The following is a 19549-nucleotide window of genomic DNA, read 5'->3' as shown; positions in this document are numbered from 1 at the left end:
GATGCGGCGGGCGCGCTCAGCGCTCGCCGAGCAACCAGCCCAGCTTCACTTCGAACTGGCCTCGTTCGTCGGTGATGAACAACGTACCGTCACTGATCATCACGCCCCACTGCAGACTACGCGGCAGATCCTTGACCAACGCGGCGAGTGACTCGGAGTCGATGGTGGCAATGGACAGATTCTTCAATCCTTTCACCGCATCGATCACCTTGCCCTGCCAGACGCGCAGATTGCCATAGGCCACCAGGCTGACGCGCTCTGCCCGTCGCGAACACCAGGTCAAGCGCTCCGCGTCCGGCTGCCCCACTTCGATCCAATGAAGAACGCGGCCATCCAGACTCTTTTCCCAGAGCGCGGGCTCATCCACATCGGACAGGCCCCGGCCAAAGGCCAGCTGCTCGCTATACCAGAGCGCATAGGCGATCAATCGCACGCCGAGGCGCTCTTCGGTTTCCGACGGGTGTTTGGCGACGGTAAAGCGCAAATTCTCGTAAACCCCACGGTCCAGATCCGTGAGATTCAGCTCGACTTTATAGGGTGTGGCTTGCAGGGCCATGAACGGCCTCCGTGGCGAAAAGGCGCGCAGTCTACCGCAAAGCGGTCAAAACCGATCTTGGCTGCATACTTCGGCGCCATCGGTACGAACGAAAGATACGCTCATCGGGAGAACCCCGACGAACGCACTTTGACAATTATTCTCATTCTGATTAGCATCCCAACCGTCAACGAATTCAACGGGTAGTGCTTTATGTACGTCTGTCTTTGCCAAGGTGTCACCGACGGCCAGATTCGCGATGCCATCTACGAAGGCTGCTGCAGTTACCGTGAAGTACGTGAAACGACCGGCGTCGCCACCCAGTGCGGCAAGTGCGCCTGCGTCGCCAAGCAGGTCGTTCGCGAGACGCTCAGCAACGTGCAAAACGCCCAGGCCTCCCTCGCCTACCCTGCCAGTTTTGTTCAGGCGTGACAGACTGAAGCCATAAAGCCGGGCTATGCCCGGCTTTTTTTTGCCTGCAAATCAGCAAGTTGCTCAGCCGAATGCGGAACGCAACTATTCTCGCTAGGGTTTAGCTTTTGCATTCAATGACTTAGGTTTGACAGGTCGCCCGACCGTGGCCAGACTGCTTGCATTCCCACCGCGTCAGGCAGGCTAACTACATGAAAGGCGACAAGCTGGTCATCCAGCACCTCAACAAAATCCTCGGCAATGAGCTGGTAGCCATCAACCAGTATTTCCTGCACGCGCGCATGTATGAGGACTGGGGTCTCGGCAAGCTCGGCAAGCATGAGTACGAAGAATCCATCGACGAGATGAAGCATGCGGACAAGCTGATCAAGCGCATCCTGTTCCTGGAAGGCCTGCCGAATCTGCAGGACCTGGGCAAATTGCTGATCGGTGAGAACACTCGCGAGATGCTCGAGTGCGACCTCAGGCTGGAGCAAGGTGGCGTGCAGGACCTGAAGGTCGCCATCGCCTACTGCGAAAGTGTCGGCGACTACGGCAGTCGCGAGCTGCTGGAAGATATCCTCGAATCCGAGGAGGAGCACATCGACTGGCTGGAGACGCAACTGAGCCTGATCGACAAGGTGGGCATGGAAAACTATCTGCAGTCGCAGATGGACGACTGATTGGGTATCACGCCCATATAAAAACGCCCCGACAAGATCGGGGCGTTTTCGTTTGCAGCGAAGAGAACCGCTTATTCCTGCTCGACTGCTTCAGCAGGCTGCTCGGCTGCGGGCTGCTCGGCCTCGTCACCCTTGATATCCAGCAGCTCGAGATCGAAAACCAGCACCGAATTGGCCGGGATCAGCGGGCTCGGACTCTGCTCGCCATAGGCCAGCTCGCTCGGGATGTAGAGCTTGTACTTCTCGCCCACATGCATCAGCTGCAGACCTTCGACCCAACCTGGAATCACGCCACCGACCGGCAGATCGATCGGGCTGCCGCGCTTGATCGAGCTGTCGAAGACGGTGCCGTCGGTCAGGCTGCCCTCGTAGTGCACGGTCACCACATCGCTCTCGGTCGGCTGACGGCCTTCGGCGGACTTGATGACTTCGTACTGCAGACCGGATTCGGTGGTCTTCACACCTTCGCGCTTGGCGTTGTCTTCGAGAAACTTCTTGCCGGCCTCGACCGCTTTGGCGTTCATCTCGGCCATGCGCTCTTCGGCACGGGTCTGCAGGAAGGTGAAGGCTTCCATCAGTTGCTCATCGGTGAGCTTCTGCTCCTTCTTGCCGATGGCATCTTCGATACCCTGCGCAACAGCCTGGGAGTCGAGATCATCCATACCCTCCTGCGCAAGGCTCTTGCCCATGTTCAGGCCGATGCCGTAGGACGCCTTCTGCGCCGGAGTTTCCAGCTTGACGCTCGTCTGCGAGTCGCAGCCGGCCAGTACCAGGCCAACCAGAGCGACTGCCGATGCCAAGCGATGATGTCTCAGTCTCATGCTGTTTCCCTTATATAGGTCGTAGGACGCATCCAAATCGGTGCCGGAGCTTAACAGGCGCGCATGACCGCTGGCTACGACCCCGCATCATGCACAGGAAGACAGCCGTTACAACAAGAAGTGCATCATGTAGATGCTGGCGATTGACCGAGGTCAAGGCGCAAGCGCTATATAGAAATGAATATAGCGGTGGTGAATGATCCTGTTCTCCACTTGCCGGCATCCTGTCGAAGCGCAGCGAATGACACCCGGCCCAGGCCGAGCGGGCCGAAGGCATGAAGCGGATATCGGTCATTCCACCGCCCTTCCGGCTTCGGCCCGCCAGGATCGACTTCGGCGTCCGCACGGAGGACTCGACATGAACGACATGCCCTTTGCAGCCGTATTGCATGCCGGTGGGGGCGAAGGCGACGCCCTGTTGCTGGGGCTCGCCAGAACGCTGAAACGGCAGGGCTGGCGGGTACGCGGACTGATCAGCGTACGCGGCAAGGACCCCAGCGGCCGACTGCCGATGCAGATCGCCGATCTGCGCGACGGACGCATCTTCGATATCTCCCAGGCTCTCGGCCCGGGCTCGCATGCTTGCAGCCTCGATCCCGGCGGCCTGGCCCAGGCCAGCACGGTGTTGCGCGAAGCCCTGACCGAACGACCCAACCTGGTGCTGGTCAACCGCTTCGGCATGCAGGAAGCCAGTGGCCGGGGCTTCGCCCAGGAAATGCTCGCACTGATGAGCGAAGCCATCCCGCTCCTGACCCTGGTCAGCCCGCAATACCAGGCCGACTGGCAGCGTTTTACTGGCCACCCGGACTGCCTCCTGCCGCAGCGGAAAAGCGCCCTGCTCGCCTGGGCCCACAGCCTGCCCGCGCGGATGCCCGCTCTCGTCCCGACAGAAGCTGACGACCGAATCCGAGAAGGATGACCATGAGCCTCGATGATATCGATTTCGCCGAACGCTACCGCCAGCACCTGCGACGCAGCGAGCGCCCGCCGAAGCCGGCCAGCGACTGGGACAAGCGCGCCGCCGCCATAAGCCACAGCGCCCTCGGCGGGGCCTATGCCGAGGCCTTCGTCCACCGCATGAATCTCGACGGTGCCCGCAGCCTGCTGGACGTCGGCTGCGGTCCCGGCACCATCTGCCTGCCCCTGGCCCCGCGCCTGGAGCGGGTCTACGGCCTCGACTACAGCCCGGCCATGCTCGCCTGCCTGCGGGACAACGCCCACCGACTCGGGCTGGACAACGTGCAACCCATCCAGCGCGCCTGGGAAGACGACTGGAGCGACGTGCCGGTGTGCGACATCCTGGTGGCCTCGCGCTCGGGCATCGTCGCCGATCTGGACGCGGCGCTGGAGAAGATCAACCACCATGCCCGCCTGCGCGCCTACCTGACCCAACTGGTCGGCGGCCGTTTCGTCGACGGCGAAATCGCCACGCTGTTGGGACGCGAGCGACCGGCCCTGCCGGACTACATCTACACCCTCAACCTGCTGCACAGGCGCGGCATCCACCCGCGCCTGGACTATATCGAGACGCCCAGCCGGCTGGCCGGCTGCAGCCGCTTCGAGGACTTCGCCGACAAGGTCGCCTGGTCGTTCGGCGAACTGGCTGGCGAAGAGCGGGCAGCGCTGCGCGACTGGTTCGAGGCCGATCCGGAACATGCGCGGCGCGGCGGCGCGCCGATGCGCTGGGCCTTCCTCGCCTGGGAGATACCGAGATGAACAGCGAAAACCCCGAACCCTGCCGGCGCGACGAACCGAACGAGCAACTGCCGCGATTGCTGCACACCGCGATAACGGCCACCTGCCTCAAGGCCGAGCAGGGCGAACTGCCGTTGTTCGCCTGGACGCTCGGACTGCCCCGCGAGGAACATCGCCGCATGCACCTGCATTGCCTGCCTTCGCAGCCGCTGCCGGACAGCATCGAGCGGCATTACCCGCACCTGGCGAACGACCCGCCGCCGGGCTTCGCCCCCATGCTGCATCTGTTGCAGGACGCCCGCCCAGCGAACCCCGACGCCCGATCCGACTGGCTGGCGCGCTGCCTGGCGATTGCCTGCTGCGACGAAAGCCCCCTCTGGCAAACCCTCGGGATGGACGAGCCGCAGCAGGTGGACCTGCTCATGGCCCACTATTTCCCTCGCCTGCCCACACCGGCCAGCCACGCATTCGAGGATTGGCAGCAATTGCTCGCCCATCTGCTGCAGCGAAGCCTGACCGAGCACGGACGTCACGATACAGCCTGACAGCCAGCCGCAGGGTGCGCTCCGCGCACCGCGAGCCCGTACAACCCCATTGGCGCGCGGAGCGCACCTACGCAACGGCAGCCAGCCAGCGGCGCAGCAACGCGGGCGCAAAGAGACTGGCTCGAGCGCTAGGACCATGAAAGTGAAGAAGAGAAATGCCGAAAACGAAAAAAGCGGCCATAGGCCGCTTTCTCGTTGCTTCAGGGCGTTCAGTGGACCCGTGAAGCGAATATGGCGCAGCGGACGGGACTCGAACCCGCGACCCCCGGCGTGACAGGCCGGTATTCTAACCGACTGAACTACCGCTGCGCTAAACCTCGAGTGGTGGGTGATGACGGGATCGAACCGCCGACCCTCTGCTTGTAAGGCAGATGCTCTCCCAGCTGAGCTAATCACCCGTTTGCTCTCGAAGTGGGGCGCATTCTAGAGAGGGTTCCGCACCTTGGCAACCCCCTTTTGAAAAAAAAATTGCAGAAGTTCCAAAGACTTAGGAAAACCCTCGATTTACCAGCCAATTTTTCCCGTCCGCCGCGCATTAACCTCCCGCAGGGTTGGCCTGAACTGGCCAGGCAGGAATAATGCTCCCCTTTGCTTTCCGGAGATCTACCTCGCCATGTGGTTTCGTAACCTGCTCGTTTACCGTCTCACCCAGAACGTCGCTCTAGATGCCGAGACACTCGAAGCTGCACTGGCCGCCAAACCTGCCCGCCCCTGCGCCAGCCAGGAGCTGAGCACCTACGGTTTTGTCGCGCCCTTCGGCAAAGGCGAAGACGCCCCGCTGGTACACGTCAGCCAAGGCTTCCTGCTGATCGCCACGCGCAAGGAAGAACGCATTCTTCCGGGCAGCGTGGTCAAGGACGCGCTGAAGGAAAAGGTCGACGAGATCGAAGCCGAACAGATGCGCAAGGTCTACAAGAAGGAGCGCGACCAGATAAAGGACGAGATCATCCAGGCCTTTCTGCCGCGCGCCTTCATCCGCAAATCCGGCACCTTCGCCGCGATCGACGCCGAGCGCGGGCTGATTCTGGTGAACTCGGCCAGTCCCAAGAAGGCCGAGGACCTGCTGTCCACCCTGCGTGAAGCGATCGGCTCGCTGCCGGTGCGCCCGCTGACGGTGAAGATCGCGCCAAGCGCCACCCTGACCGATTGGGTCAAGACGCAAAAGTCCGCAGACGATTTCTTCGTGCTCGACGAATGCGAGCTGCGCGATACCCACGAGGACGGCGGCGTGGTGCGCTGCAAACGCCAGGACCTGACCAGCGACGAGATCCAGCAGCACATGGAAGCCGGCAAGCAGGTCACCCAGCTGTCGCTGGCCTGGCAGGACAAGCTGTCCTTCGTGCTGGACGACAAGTTGATCATCAAGCGCCTGCGCTTCGAGGAGTTGCTACAGGACCAGGCCGAGCAGGACGGTGGTGAAGACGCCCTTGCCCAGCAAGACGCCAGTTTCCTGCTGATGATGATGACCTTCCGCGAGTTCCTGCCTGCGCTGTTCGAGGCGTTCGGTGGCGAAGAAGTCCCCCAGGGCCTCTGACACCCGCTCGGGGCGCCGATCGGCGCCCCGCTCCCCTCAACGCACCTTCAGCTGCAACGCCAGCGACCCGCCTAATCGCTCCCCCAGCGACCAGATCAGAAAACGCTCGATGAACTCCGGCGCATCGATGAAAAGCGCGCCGCAGACCAGCACGCTGAGCAACGAAACCGTCAGGAAAAGCTGCGGTATCGAGAGCTTCAGCAGCACCAGCAGGACAATTGCGATAATCGCCGATGCGACCATGAACAGCGCATTGAGAATGTTGTTCGCTGCCACCACTCGCGAGCGCTCGTGAACCACACTGCGTGACTGGATCAGCGCATACAGCGGGACGATGTACAACCCGCCGAAAATCCCCAGCCCAAGGATATCCATCAGCACCCACCAGGCAGCAGGCTCGCCGAGCAGCGCAAGCCAGCCGACCGTACCCACAGGCGCCACATGCCCGCTCGCATGCCACCACAACAGCACTCCGCAGAGGCTCAGACCAATGGCTCCGAACGGGACCAGGCCGATCTCCACATGGTGCCGCGACAGGCGCTCGCAAAGCAGCGAACCCAGGGCGATGCCGACCGAGAACAGCGTCAGGATCAACGTCACCACGCTTTCATCGCCGCCGAGATAGTCCTTGGCGAACGCCGGGATCTGCGTCAGGTAGGTCGCACCGAGAAACCAGAACCAGGAATTGCCCAGCATGGCCCGGGAAACGGCCCGCTGCTGACCGAACCCCAGCCGCAGAATGCGCCATGACTGACGCAGCACATGCCAGTCCATGTGCAGGGTCGGCAGCGCTGCCGTGCCGACTGGAATGGCCAGACTGGCGAGATAACCGACCAGCGCGATCAACACCACGCCGATCGCCACCAACTCGGCGTAGCCCTCGCTCGCCATCAACACACCCGCACCGATGGTGCCGCCGAGAATCGCCAGGAACGTTCCCATCTCCACCAGTGCATTGCCCCCTACCAGCTCATCCTCGGCGAGCTGCTGCGGCAGGATCGAGTACTTGACCGGACCGAACAGCGCCGACTGGGTGCCCATACAGAAAAGCACCGCAAGCAATACCGGCAGGTTGCCGAGCAGCATGCCGAACGCACCGACAAGCATGATCAGGATCTCGGCGAACTTGATCCGACGAATCAACCAGGCTTTCTCGAAGCGCTCGCCGAACTGGCCACCCAGCGCGGAGAACAGAAAGAACGGCAGGATGAACAGCAACGCGCAAAGATTGATCAATAGACTCTTGTCGGCGGCCGTGCCGATCTTGAACAGAATCGCCAGGATCAGCGCCTGCTTGAACACGTTGTCGTTGAATGCACCGAGCAGTTGCGTGCAGAAGAAAGGCAGGAAGCGACGCTTGCCGAGCAGGCGAAACTGCGAATGCGAGGTCGCCGGCCCGCCAGCTGGTACAGGCCTTGTCGAGCTGGCCCTGGTTGATTCCCGCTTCATATCGGCAACTGCCCAAGCGCCCAGCGCAGCAGAAAGAAGCTCAGCAGGCCGCCAGCGATAGTGGCCAGCAGGTTGCGGGTAAATGCAGCTATGAGGATCGCCAACAGCCCCGCGAGCAGATAGGCATTGTCCGGGCGCAACGCCCACTGCCCTTCAGGCATCAGCATTCCCGGCACCACGATGGCAGTCAGTACCGCCACCGGCACGTAATGCAGCCCCTGCTCGATAGCGCGGGGAAAGCGCAGGTTGGGCCAGGCGAAAAAGCTGTAGCGGATCACGAAGGTGATCGCCAGCATGCCGAAGATCAGCAACCAGGTCGTCATAGCGCCCCCTGCATGCGCGCGACCGCTTCGGCACGACGTTCCAGCCAGACGCCAACGACGATACCGGCCATGGCAGCGGCGATCAGCCCAAGTTTGTAAGGCAGCTCCCAGGTCAGCAAGGCCACCGCGCCCGCCACCAGCGCCGAGGCCACCTGCGGACGCGTGCGCATCATCGGTACAGCGATGCCGATGAACGTGGCAATCATGGCGAAGTCCAGTCCCCAGCTGGCGATATCCGGAACCGCCTGACCGAAGGCGACGCCCACCAGTGTCGACAGCTGCCAGTTGATGTACATGGTCAGTGCGGCACCGAGAAAGAACCAATGCTTGTACGGCGACTCATCGCCGTGGGCATAGCGGTTCTGCACCACGGCGAAGGCCTCGTCCGTGAGCCAGAACGCCAAAGGGGCGCGCCAGCGGCCCGGAAGATGACGAACGAATGGCTGCAGCGCAGCGCTGTACAAGGCATGCCGCAGATTGACCACGAAGGTGGTCAGCAGCACCACGGCGGCGCCTACGCCGCCGGTTATCAGCGTGATCGCGATGAACTGCGCGGAACCGGCGAAGACCAGCGAAGACATGCCCATGGTCTGCCAGGGCGTCAATCCGGCGCCGACCGCCAGCGTGCCGAAAATGACGCCGAACGGAATCGCACCGAGGATCAACGGCAGAATGTCACGGCATCCGTGAACGAACTCTTGCGAGCGGGACATTGGAACTCCTGTAACCAATTTCGCACCGAAGCTTGCGCCGTCGATCGGCCTCGCAACGAAAGTAGGGTGGCGGCCGGAGCGATGCGAAACGTGCGGCAAAGCACCGCACGATAACCGAACTGGGACGCCCAGGCGATGCGTTATAGAGCAGTCAGTCGGCCGCGAGCCGCTGCTTGACCTGCGGCCAGTCACGGTCAGTGATGCTGTAGAGCACGGTATCGTCCAGACGGCCGTCCGCCAGGCGCCGATGGTTACGCAACAATCCTTCGCGTAGCGCACCAAGCTTTTCGATGGCCCGCTGCGAGCGCAGGTTGCTGGCGGCAGTCTTCAGCTGCAGGCGTACCAGCTGCCACTCTTCGAACGCGTGACGCAGCAGCAGGTACTTGATCGAGGCATTCAGCCCGGTGCCATGCTCCGCCTGATCCAGCCAGGTCCAGCCCAGTTCGGCTGCCGGCAGGCTCAGGTTGAAGTCGGCGAAACGCGTGGTGCCGACCAGCTGCTCGGCCATGCGCACACTGAAGACTACCGCGCGTCCCTCGCGCTGTTCCGCCAGAGCATGGCGATACCAGTCCGGCCGTAGCGGCCCGCTCATATAGGTCAGCTCGGCGCGGTTCCGCTCTGCCAGGGCAACCAGCTCCGGGATATCCGCCTCCATCAGCGGTTCCAGGCGCAGCGCCCCGCGTTGCAGGGTTACCGGATGAGGGCTGAGCATGACATTCTCCTGTTGTTGCATTCGGGCGAATCGGCGCTTACCAGACAGTAACCCATGACGCAGGAAACGCCGTACTTCACGGACGACCGGCAATACTGCTGACGGGCCCGCGCTAGACGCATGCGACCTTGGTCGCAACCCTGCACACGGGGATGAACATTGCTGCGAAACTTCGCGAACTCAGCATATTAACGAGTCACCAGGGCTGATTGAATTCGGCAACCGTTGCCGGCCTGCCGAAGCCTACCTGGCACTTACCTTTCGTTTTCTGGAGTTTGCATGACGCTGTCAGGCGGGCTGATCGCTGCGGTCGCCCTCGTCTATATGGCCATTCTGTTCGCCATCGCCTTCTACGGCGACCGCAACAGCGCTTCCATGTCGCCGCGTCTGCGGCCCTGGGTATACAGCCTTTCGCTGGCGGTGTACTGCACCAGCTGGACCTTCTTCGGCGCCGTCGGCCAATCCGCCGAGCAGCTCTGGGCATTCCTGCCGATCTATCTGGGCCCGATCCTGCTGATGCTGTTCGCACCGCATGTGATCCAGAAGATGATCATGATCAGCAAGCAGGAGAACATCACCTCCATTGCCGACTTCATCGCCGCCCGCTATGGCAAGTCGCAACTGCTGGCGGTGGTCGTCACGCTGATCTGCCTGGTCGGTGTGCTGCCGTACATCGCGCTGCAGCTCAAGGGCATCGTGCTCGGCGTCAACCTGTTGAGCGGCATCAACATCGAGACAGCCGGCACCGGCACGCGCGACACAGCACTGATCGTCTCGATTGTGCTGGCGCTGTTCACCATCCTGTTCGGCACACGCAACCTCGATGTCACCGAGCATCACCGCGGCATGGTCCTGGCGATCGCTTTCGAATCGCTGATCAAGCTGCTGGCGTTCCTGGCGGTGGGCGCCTTCGTCACCTTCGGCCTGTTCGACGGCTTTGGCGATCTGTTCAATCAGGCCTATGACTCGCCGGACCTCGCCGGATTCTGGAGCGAAGGCGTCAACTGGTCAGCCATGCTGGTGCAGACCACCGTCGCGATGATGGCGATCGTCTGCCTGCCGCGGCAGTTTCACGTTTCGGTGGTGGAAAACATCGAACCGCGCGACTTCCGCCTGGCGCGCTGGGTGTTTCCGCTCTATCTGGTGCTGGCCGCGGTGTTCGTCATCCCGATCGCGCTGGCCGGACAGATGCTGCTGCCCCCAGGCGTAACGCCGGACTCCTTCGTCATCAGCCTGCCGCTGGCCGAACTGCATCCGTGGCTCGCCCTGCTTGCCTTCATCGGCGGCGCCTCGGCGGCGACCGGCATGGTGATCGTCGCCAGCGTCGCGCTTTCGACCATGGTCTCCAATGACATGCTGCTGCCCTGGCTGCTGCGCCGCCAGGAAGCCGAGCGCCCGTTCGAGGCCTTCCGTCACTGGATGCTCTCGGTTCGCCGCATCAGCATCGTCGTGATCCTGCTGCTGGCCTATGTCAGCTATCGCCTGCTCGGTTCCACGGCATCGCTGGCCACCATCGGCCAGATCGCCTTCGCCGCCATCACCCAGCTGGCCCCGGCGATGGTCGGCGCGCTGTATTGGAAGCAAGCCAACCGCCGCGGCGTGTTCGCCGGCCTGACCGCCGGTGCGGCGATCTGGTTCTACACCCTGATTCTGCCGCTGCTGGGCTGGCCGCTGGACATGTTCCCGGGCCTGAGCTGGATGTACAACGGCGGCCTCGGTTTCGGCCTTAGCGGACTGACCCTGGGCGTAACCCTGTCCCTGATCGGTAACGCAACGCTGTTCTTCTGGGTATCCATCCTCACCCAGACTCATGTGGCGGAGCACTGGCAGGCCAGCCGTTTCATCGGTCAGGAGATCGCCTCGCCAACTGGTGCCCGCCGCCTGCTCGCCGTACGCGTCGAAGACCTGCTGGTCCTGGCATCCCGCTTCGTCGGCGCCGAGCGCGCCGAGCAGAGCTTCCAGCGCTTCGCCCGTCGCCACGGCCAGGATTTCTCGCCCAAGCTGCAGGCCGACGGTCAGTGGATCGCGCATACCGAACGCCTGCTCGCCGGTGTACTCGGCGCGTCGTCCACCCGCGCGGTGGTCAAGGCGGCGCTGGAGGGCCGCGACATGCAGGTCGACGATGTGGTGCGCATCGTCGGCGAAGCCTCGGAAGTGCTGCAGTTCAACCGCGCACTGCTGCAAGGCGCGATCGAGAACATCACCCAGGGCATCAGCGTGGTCGACCAGTCGCTGCGTCTGGTGGCCTGGAACCATCGCTATCTCGAGCTGTTCGAGTACCCGGACGGCCTGGTCTACATCGGCCGCCCGATCGCCGACATCATCCGCTACAACGCCGAACGCGGCCTGTGCGGCCCCGGCGATCCCGATACCCACGTGGCCAAGCGCCTGTACTGGATGCGCCAGGGTCGCGCGCATACGTCCGAGCGGCTATTCCCCAACGGCCGCGTCGTCGAGCTGATCGGCAACCCGATGCCGGGCGGCGGTTTCGTCATGAGTTTCAGTGACATCACCGCCTACCGCGAAGCCGAACGCGCATTGAAAGACGCCAACGAAGGCCTCGAGCAGCGCGTCAGCGAGCGAACCCAGGAGCTTTCCCAGCTCAACCAGGCGCTGATCGAAGCCAAGAGCACGGCGGAAGCCGCCAACCAGTCGAAGACCCGCTTCCTCGCCGCGGTCAGCCACGACCTGATGCAGCCGCTGAATGCCGCACGACTGTTCTCCGCCGCGTTGTCGCATCAGCAGAGCGCCCTGCCCAGCGAGGCCCAGGAACTGGTGCAGCATCTGGACAGCTCGCTGCGTTCGGCCGAAGACCTGATCACCGACCTGTTGGATATTTCACGCCTGGAAAGCGGTCGGGTGGCCCCGGATCGCAACGCTTTCCCGCTGGCCACGCTGTTCGACACGCTGGGCACGGAGTTCACCGCACTGGCCCGCGAACAGGGCGTCAACTTCCGTGTGCACGGCAGCAAGTTGCGCGTCGACAGTGACATCCGACTGCTCCGCCGCGTGTTGCAGAATTTCCTCACCAATGCCTTCCGTTATGCCAAGGGCCGCGTGGTGCTCGGCGTGCGCCGGCAAGGTGCGTCGCTGCGGCTCGAAGTCTGGGACCGCGGCCCGGGCATTGCGCATGACAAGCTGAAGGTGATCTTCGAGGAGTTCAAACGCCTGGACAGCCACCAGACCCGCGCGGAGAAAGGTCTGGGCCTGGGCCTGGCCATCGCCGACGGTCTCTGTCATGTGCTCGAACACCCACTGGAAGTGCGTTCCTGGCCGGGCAAGGGCAGCGTGTTCAGCGTCACCGTACCGGTCGCTCGCGCGTTGAGCCAGCCGCGCCCGGCAGCCAAGCGCGGCGAGCCGCAGCACACCGCGCTGACCGGCACCCAGGTGCTTTGCATCGATAACGAAGACAGCATTCTGGTCGGCATGAACAGTCTGCTCACCCGCTGGGGTTGCCAGGTATGGACCGCCAGCAACCGCGCCGAGTGCGAAGCGCTGCTGGCCGAGGACATTCGCCCGCAACTGGTGCTGGTCGACTATCACCTCGACGAGGGCCAGACCGGCACCGAGCTGATGGCCTGGTTGCGCACCCGCCTGGGCGAGCCGGTGCCCGGCGTGGTGATCAGTGCCGACGGCCGCCCGGAACTGGTGGCGGCAGTTCACGCAAGCGGTTTGGATTTCCTCGCCAAGCCGGTCAAGCCTGCGGCGTTGCGCGCACTGATGAGCCGGCACCTGACGTTGCAGTAGGCACGCGACCTCGGCCTGCGGGTGAAACAACCGCGGCCGAGGCCGGTTACACTGCTGGCAATTTGCACACTTGGCAGCAAGGTGGCCGATGACGCTCGAGCTTTTTCTCAACCTCGCCACGGCGCTTGCCGTCGGCCTGCTGATCGGCACCGAACGCAGCTGGAGCGGCAGAGACGGCCCGGGCCAGGAAATGGTCGCCGGAGTCCGCACGTTCGGCCTGTCGGGCCTGTTCGGCGGGCTTGCGGCGGTTAGCGTCACGCATCTTGGCGGGCTTGCCTGGGTGGCGATGTTCGCCATGCTCGCGTTGCTGGTCATTGCCGGCTATCTGATCGACGCACGGCGCAGCGGCGACCATGGCATGACCACCGAGGTCGCCATGCTGCTGACCTTTGTTCTCGGCAGCCTGGCGGTCGCGGAAAGCCGGCAGCTCGCCGCCGCATGCGCCATCGTCGTAGCGCTGCTGCTGAGCCTGAAAGCCCCGCTGCATCGGGCGCTCACGCGACTCAGCGAGGCGGAACTGGGTGGCGCGCTGAAGATGCTGTTCATCTCCGTGGTGCTGCTGCCCACGCTGCCGAACCAGGGCTATGGCCCCTGGCAGGCACTCAATCCCTACACGACCTGGATGATGGTGGTACTGATCGCCGGGATCGGTTTCGCCGCATACGTGGCGATCCGCATCCTCGGTACCCGCCACGGTCTTTTCGTCACGGCGCTGCTTGGCGGCATCGTCTCCTCCACCGCAATGACCATCACGCTGGCCCGGCTGAATGCGCCGAACCTGCGTGCGGCGCTCGCAGCCGGCCTGCTGGCGACGTCGGCGCTCATGTTTCCACGGGTGCTACTGGAAGTGGGGCTGGTCAACCCCGCCTTGCTTCCCGGCCTGATCCTGCCGCTGGCGTGCGCCGGCGCCATCTATACAGCGGGGGCAATCTTCTATTACCTGCTGGCGGCCAAAGCGCCCAATGACACCGCCGAGCCGCTGCTGAAGAACCCGTTCGAGCTTGGACCGGCGCTACGCTTCGCCGCCTTGCTGGTGTTGATTCTGCTGCTGGTCGAAGGTGCACGACGCTGGCTGGGCGATGCCGGCATCTACATGGTTTCGCTGCTCGCAGGTCTGACCGATGTGGATGCCATCACGCTCTCGCTGGCCAACAATGCCCGCGACGGGCTCAGCCACGAGGTCGCGGCGCGCGGCATCGTATTCGCCGCGCTGAGCAACAGCCTGGTCAAGGCCATGCTAATCGCCTTCATCGGTGGCCGTGAACTGGCTATCCGCACCCTGCCGATCATGTTCGCCGGGCTGCTGACCGCGCTCGCGCTGCTGCTGTTGCGTAACGCCGCGACCTAGTCGCCCGCCTCGCTGAGTTCCTCGGCACCGGCACGCTCCAGCCAGTCGCCCGGCAGGCGCTTGCTGGCCCGTGCACCGAGCGACTTCAACTGCTCGGCGCGGCCAACGAGGTTGCCGCGACCATCGCTGAGCTTGTTGCGCGCGGCCAGGTAAGCACGATCCACCTGCTGCAGGCGGCTACCGATCTCATCGATATCCTGGATGAAGGCGACGAACTTGTCGTAAAGCCCGCCGGCCTTCTCGGCAATTTCCCGGGCGTTCTGGCTTTGCCGTTCCTGCCGCCAGAGGCTGTCGATGACCCGCAGGGTGGCGAGCAGGGTCGTCGGACTGACGATCACGATGTGCCGCCCATAGGCTTCCTGGAACAGATCGGGATCTGCCTGCAGCGCGGCCGCGAAGGCCGCCTCGATCGGCACGAACAGCAGCACGAAGTCCAGGCTCTGCAAGCCATCGAGGCGCTGGTAATCCTTCAACGAGAGCCCCTTGAGATGGCTGCGCAAGGATTGCACATGCTGCTTGAGCGCCAGCGCTCGGCTGCCCTCATCTCCGGCACAGGTCAGCGCCTGATAGGCGGTCAGACTGACCTTGGCATCCACGACCACCTGCTTGTCGCCGGGCAGATGGATCAGCACATCCGGCTGAAAACGCTCGCCGTCCGGGCTCTTCAGGCTGACCTGCGTATGGTATTCGCGGCCCTTCTCCAGCCCGGCGTGCTCCAGCACCTTTTCCAGCACCAGCTCGCCCCAGTTGCCCTGCGTCTTCTGCCCTTGCAAGGCCCGAGTCAGGTTGGTGGCTTCATCGCCAAGGCGCTGGTTCAGCTGCTGCAGGCGTTCCAGCTCGCGAGCCAGGGAAAAGCGCTCGCGCGCCTCGTTCTGGTAGCTCTCCTCGACTCGCTTCTCGAATGACTGGATGCGCTCCTTCAGCGGTTCGAGCAGTTGCCCCAGGCGCTCGTGGCTGGACTCGCTGAAACGCTGCTCACGTTCGTCGAAGATCTTGCCGGCCAGCTCGGCGAACTGCGCCCGCAGCTCGTCACGCGCTGCCTGCAGGTCTGCCAGCCGTTGCTGATGGGCGTTGTGCTGTTCGCGCAGTTCGGCTTCGAGCGCGGCGTGGGTCGCGCTCAACCGACGCAGCTCACCTTGCTGGGCGTCGCGCTCGGCTTGCAGGTCGGCAATGGTTTCATCATGGCCGTCACGCTGCGTGCGCAACAGTTCCGCTTCGCGGCGCAGCGCAGCCAGCTCGGCCTGCTGCTCGGATTTGATGCCACTCAACTCGGCCAGCTCGATCCGACACCCCTCCAGCTGCGCCGTCAGCCCCTCCTGAGCCAGGGTGGCCTGTCGGAGCCGCTCATCGAGCAACGCCTGCTCGGACTCGCTGGCGGACAGGCGGCGCTGCAGATAAAGGCTCAGCCCAGCCAGGGCAGCCAGGCCGAGCGCCAGACCGATCAATAGATGAAGAGGATCAAAGGACATGAAGGGCTCCGGCAAAAGTGCCGGGCAGTATAGCGAGCCGTAGGTGGGCGGTCAGGCGTGCGCCGTCAGCCCTTGATCCGCTGAAGGAAGCTCGCAGCCTCCTGGGAACCCTGTGCGGCGGCCTGCTCGAGCCACTGGCGCGCCTTGGCAGGTTCGCTGTGGTCGGGCTGGCAATAAAGGCGGCCCAATTCCAGCTGTGCCTGGCAGTCGCCCGCACGAGCCGCCTGACGCAGCAACTCGAAACCGATACGGCGGTCGCGCTGGCCATCGCACTCGCAGCACAGCAGACGTCCCAGACGGCTCTGTGCCTCCACCACACCCTCACGCGCCGGCTGCTTGAGCAGGCGGCCCGCGATCCGCTTGACCCCCTGATTGCGGCCCAGGTGCTGACTGTCGAGCAACCACAGCGCCATACGCAGTGGCAAACGTGCCGTTGGAGTGGAGGTAGCGAAGGAGGCGGAGGAGGCAGTACGCGTTCTCATGCACATCAGGGGGCTGGATGGATAAGGTCGCGCACTCTACTCCTTTTTTCCGAGAGTTAAAGTCTTGTCAAAAGCGAAAAAATTAGATCCGGATCACACTAGAAATTAATCCACAGAAGCTGTGGATAAGTCAGTGGACAAACAGAAGACAAATCTATGAATGCCACGTCTCATGGGGGCTGCGCTTAAACTGACGTTTTTTTCGCCAATGAAAAAAATGCTTATTTTTCAATTGGTTATTAACGATCTATGCGTTCAGGCGATTTGCGACAGTTTGTCATAAGGCCTTGACAGGCGTGCCTCGCAAATGTGCACAAGTTCAGCGCACCGGCCGCGAAGCGGCTTGCCACAAGGGCTGCAGCGGCACAAGAGCGAACTTTCACACCAACCTGGTGTCCAGCCGCGCACCTTGCCGGAGCACGGTCGTTACGCTTGTTCTGCGGCTATGCTGTCTGCCTCGCATTCTGGAACTGGTCATGACGAAACCGTCGAGAATACTGCTCTGGCTGCTGGCTGGCCTGCTGCTTTCGCTGCTTGCCGGCGGTGTCACCTGGTATCAATGGACCGCGTTCAAGCGCGAACAGGGCATCGTCGAACTCGACTGGCAAGGGCTGCGTATCTCTTTCAGAGGCATATCGATCCGCCAGTTCAGCTATGGACAACTGACCGAAAGCGGCCTGAACCTGACCCTCCAGGCTGAAAATATCGCGCTGCAAATCCCCAGCCTTTTCCAGCCGTTTCCGCCTCATTCACTGCAAATAGATCGCCTCAGCGCAACTTTGCTCTCGCTACCGGAAGTAGAGAAAGGGGACTCGTCTGCGCGCGACGCTGAGCAATACGCACGCTGGGGGGCGTGGCTGCCGCAGCGAATGACCATCGCCGATCTGAGGATGGACCTCCCCTGCGCGAAGGGTCGTTGCGACGAACGGGGCAGCCTGTGGCTGGAGCACGCCGGCGAAACCCTGCTGCCTGTCGATGCCCGGCTGGACCTGCGACGCAACGAACACCGTGTTTCGCTGATCATCAGTGCGCAGGGACCGGAGCCCATGCACAGCATGATCGAAGCCAAGCTGCTGATCGACGAGCAGTCACGCCTGGAGGGCCGTAACCAGTTCAACCCGCTGGACGATACCCTACAATCCACTGGCACTCTTGCCATGGGCAGCTTGCCGGAAGCGCCCTGGCTGTTAGGCTGGCTGAGCGAATGGACCGGCTACGAACCCACCCCGCTGCCAGACATGCCGGCTGACATGCGGCTTGGCGCAGGTTGGGTACTCAGCATGCCGCGCTCGACAGACGGCACGCTCGAGTGGCGCAGTGCGGGCGGGGATCTGCGGCTCTCCGGCCACCTGCCAGCGCCCTGGCCGGTCATCGGGCTTGGCGAGCTGCAAGGCGATATCGACCTCGCGGCCAAAGGCCAGACCGGTGTGTGGCTGCCTACGGAGCTGAAAGGCAACATGCAGCTACGCCCCGAACCTGAGCTGGTCGCCGACCTTCCCGCGAACCTTCGACCTGAGCGACTGGGCATCCACATCGAGCCCTTCGATGCCGAAGCCGATCAGGACGAACTGCCACTACAGGTCAAGCTGGAAGCCCAGGGCGGCACACCGGCGAACCTGCAGGCGCGGGTGCGACTGAATACCGCACCGCCTTATGCGCTGCAGATCGAGCAGGCGCAACTGCAACTGCGCAGTAGCAATCTGACACTGGATGCGCTTTCGCTGGGAGGCCTGGAGGCCACGCTGGACTTCTCGGGGCGGGCGGACCTCGAGCAGATCGATCTGCGCCTGCATAAGAGCTCACGGGCCACCCTCGCCGACCTGGCCACTGGAGAGCTTGCCGCCAGCCGACTGCAGGCCCAGCTGCCCCAACCGCTCAGCCTGCATCTCGACCGCAGCGATTCTGAGTCGCCGAGCTGGCGCGTACAGGGGCCGCTGGAGCTGCGCCTTGGCCGACTGGAGCATCCGCAACTGATTTCCCAGGGCTGGCGCTGGAGCGGTCAGCTAGACGCTGATGCCACACGCCTGTCAACAACTGGCCCATTGAGCAACGACGCCGGGCTGACACTGGCAGCAAATCTGAACAAGCGCTGGAACGGCCCGCTACAGGCAAGCGGCAAGCTACAGGAAATCTTCCTGCGCGCTGGTAACCCGCTTGCCCGCAGCCTCACAGCCTGGCCGGCGATGATCGAGTTGAACAGCGGGCGCCTGCTGGGCGATGGCACGCTCTCTTTGCCAGCCGGCAGTGCACCGCCTTCAGCCCGGCTCACGCTGGAGGCCCGAGGACTGGCCGGCATCATCGACCGTGCCGAGATATCCGGGCTCGACGCGAGACTCGCTGCGAGCCTCGAGCGCAACCGCCTGGAACTGGATATAACCGAGTTGCGACTCGCTCAGCTCAATCCTGGATTCACCTTTGGCCCGCTGCTGCTGCGCGGAAACTACAGCACCGATCTCGACCATCCGGCGCAAGGGCAGCTGCGCTGGGCGACCGCCGAAACCCGTATCTTCGGCGGCAGGTTCTGGCTCGATCCCGCCACGCTCGACCTCGCCGCACCACAGCAACAACTGAGCGCACAGCTGCAAGGACTGCAACTGAGCGACATGCTCGCCGCCTACCCGACCGAGGGGCTCGATGGCAGCGGTCTGGTCGACGGCAGCTTCGACATTCGCCGCAGCGCACAGGGGCTGAGCGTCGACCAGGGCGAGCTGGCCGCACGCGCGCCCGGCGGCGTGCTGCGTTTTCGTTCGCCGAAGATCGAAGCCCTTGGCCAATCGAATCCGGCCATGAAAATCGTCACCGAAGCCCTGCACGATTTTCATTATGATCGGCTGAGCAGTGACGTCCGCTATGATGAGAGCGGCAAACTGAACCTCGCGCTGCGCCTGAACGGCCGCAATCCGGCCCTGGAAGGTGGTCGCCCGATCAATTTTTCGATCAATCTGGAAGAGGACATTCCGGCGCTGCTGACCAGCCTGCAACTGAGCGACCGGGTAAGCGAAACCATCCAACGACGGGTGCAGGAACATCTTCAACGCCTTCAATGAGGCCCTGCAGCCACTAGCCGACACAGGAGAGACCG

General features: G+C 63.2%; 17 protein-coding genes and 2 tRNA genes. 9 read left to right on the top strand and 10 right to left on the bottom strand.

Annotated features, from left to right (window positions below; translation table 11 throughout):
- Positions 1–16: 16 nt before the first annotated feature.
- On the bottom strand, positions 17–556 hold the full coding sequence (locus tag P5704_021585) for a YaeQ family protein (protein WOF78565.1): 540 nt from the start codon (positions 554–556) through the stop codon (positions 17–19).
- Positions 557–748: 192 nt separating this feature from the next.
- On the opposite strand from P5704_021585, the gene P5704_021580 reads away from it, so the two are divergent.
- Both P5704_021580 and bfr read left to right on the top strand, forming a co-directional pair.
- Positions 749–967, top strand: coding sequence for a bacterioferritin-associated ferredoxin (locus tag P5704_021580; protein ID WOF78564.1), 219 nt, complete (start codon positions 749–751; stop codon positions 965–967).
- Positions 968–1158: 191 nt separating this feature from the next.
- Entirely contained in the window at positions 1159–1629 is a 471-nt protein-coding gene (gene bfr / locus P5704_021575; GenBank protein ID WOF78563.1) for a bacterioferritin, read from the top strand.
- 71 nt (positions 1630–1700) lie between these two features.
- Here the strand turns inward: bfr and P5704_021570 are convergent, their stop codons facing one another.
- The gene (locus P5704_021570; protein WOF81299.1) at positions 1701–2444 is read right to left on the bottom strand and encodes an FKBP-type peptidyl-prolyl cis-trans isomerase; all 744 of its coding nucleotides are present in this window, start codon (positions 2442–2444) and stop codon (positions 1701–1703) included.
- Between the two features lie 364 nt (positions 2445–2808).
- Here P5704_021570 and P5704_021565 point away from each other — a divergent pair, with 364 nt between their 5' ends.
- Genes P5704_021565 through P5704_021555 form a run of 3 tightly spaced genes read left to right on the top strand, consistent with a single transcriptional unit; the run spans position 2809 to position 4690 of the window.
- Positions 2809–3369 (top strand): DUF2478 domain-containing protein, encoded by a 561-nt coding sequence (locus tag P5704_021565; protein WOF78562.1) that lies wholly within the window; start codon positions 2809–2811, stop codon positions 3367–3369.
- 2 nt (positions 3370–3371) lie between these two features.
- Positions 3372–4166: a class I SAM-dependent methyltransferase gene (locus P5704_021560; protein ID WOF78561.1), complete on the top strand. Its 795-nt coding sequence runs from the start codon at positions 3372–3374 to the stop codon at positions 4164–4166.
- Positions 4163–4690: a nitrogen fixation protein NifQ gene (locus P5704_021555; protein ID WOF78560.1), complete on the top strand. Its 528-nt coding sequence runs from the start codon at positions 4163–4165 to the stop codon at positions 4688–4690. Before P5704_021560 ends, P5704_021555 begins: the two co-directional genes overlap by 4 nt.
- A gap of 232 nt (positions 4691–4922) precedes the next feature.
- Here P5704_021555 and P5704_021550 read toward each other — a convergent pair.
- Together P5704_021550 and P5704_021545 are read right to left on the bottom strand one after the other, a co-directional pair.
- Positions 4923–4999, bottom strand: a tRNA-Asp gene (locus tag P5704_021550).
- Positions 5000–5012: 13 nt separating this feature from the next.
- Positions 5013–5088 (bottom strand) — tRNA-Val (locus P5704_021545).
- Positions 5089–5303: 215 nt separating this feature from the next.
- Here P5704_021545 and rdgC point away from each other — a divergent pair.
- Entirely contained in the window at positions 5304–6224 is a 921-nt protein-coding gene (gene rdgC, locus P5704_021540) for a recombination-associated protein RdgC (GenBank protein WOF78559.1), read from the top strand.
- A 36-nt stretch (positions 6225–6260) separates the two neighbouring features.
- Here the strand turns inward: rdgC and P5704_021535 are convergent, their stop codons facing one another.
- The 4 genes from P5704_021535 to P5704_021520 form a co-directional block, all read right to left on the bottom strand.
- Entirely contained in the window at positions 6261–7673 is a 1413-nt protein-coding gene (locus P5704_021535; GenBank protein WOF78558.1) for an MFS transporter, read from the bottom strand.
- The gene (locus P5704_021530; protein WOF78557.1) at positions 7670–7996 is read right to left on the bottom strand and encodes an AzlD domain-containing protein; all 327 of its coding nucleotides are present in this window, start codon (positions 7994–7996) and stop codon (positions 7670–7672) included. The genes P5704_021535 and P5704_021530 overlap by 4 nt, the downstream gene beginning before the upstream one ends.
- The gene (locus P5704_021525; protein ID WOF78556.1) at positions 7993–8709 is read right to left on the bottom strand and encodes an AzlC family ABC transporter permease; all 717 of its coding nucleotides are present in this window, start codon (positions 8707–8709) and stop codon (positions 7993–7995) included. Before P5704_021525 ends, P5704_021530 begins: the two co-directional genes overlap by 4 nt.
- Before the next feature lie 151 nt (positions 8710–8860).
- Positions 8861–9421, bottom strand: coding sequence for a GNAT family protein (locus tag P5704_021520; GenBank protein ID WOF78555.1), 561 nt, complete (start codon positions 9419–9421; stop codon positions 8861–8863).
- Positions 9422–9700: 279 nt separating this feature from the next.
- Here P5704_021520 and P5704_021515 point away from each other — a divergent pair, with 279 nt between their 5' ends.
- Entirely contained in the window at positions 9701–13168 is a 3468-nt protein-coding gene (locus tag P5704_021515; protein WOF78554.1) for a PAS domain-containing hybrid sensor histidine kinase/response regulator, read from the top strand.
- An 88-nt stretch (positions 13169–13256) separates the two neighbouring features.
- Entirely contained in the window at positions 13257–14516 is a 1260-nt protein-coding gene (locus P5704_021510; GenBank protein WOF78553.1) for an MgtC/SapB family protein, read from the top strand.
- Here P5704_021510 and rmuC read toward each other — a convergent pair.
- Both rmuC and P5704_021500 read right to left on the bottom strand, forming a co-directional pair.
- Complete coding sequence (gene rmuC, locus P5704_021505) at positions 14513–15985, bottom strand: DNA recombination protein RmuC (GenBank protein ID WOF78552.1); 1473 nt, start codon at positions 15983–15985, stop codon at positions 14513–14515. The two genes, P5704_021510 and rmuC, sit on opposite strands and share 4 nt — an antisense overlap.
- A 65-nt stretch (positions 15986–16050) precedes the next feature.
- Positions 16051–16398, bottom strand: a complete 348-nt coding sequence (locus tag P5704_021500) for an SEL1-like repeat protein (GenBank protein ID WOF81298.1) — start codon at positions 16396–16398, stop codon at positions 16051–16053.
- A 545-nt stretch (positions 16399–16943) separates the two neighbouring features.
- On the opposite strand from P5704_021500, the gene P5704_021495 reads away from it, so the two are divergent.
- Positions 16944–19514 carry a YdbH domain-containing protein gene (locus P5704_021495; protein ID WOF78551.1) on the top strand — a complete coding sequence of 857 codons (2571 nt, stop codon included), beginning with the start codon at positions 16944–16946 and terminating at the stop codon, positions 19512–19514.
- Positions 19515–19549 lie beyond the last annotated feature (35 nt).

Origin of the sequence: Pseudomonas sp. FeN3W (genome assembly GCA_030263805.2) — a bacterium.
GTDB classification, from domain to species: Bacteria; Pseudomonadota; Gammaproteobacteria; order Pseudomonadales; family Pseudomonadaceae; genus Stutzerimonas; species Stutzerimonas stutzeri_G.
The sequence above is the reverse complement of the archived record's forward strand: the minus strand, read 5'-3'. Positions and strand labels throughout refer to the sequence as shown.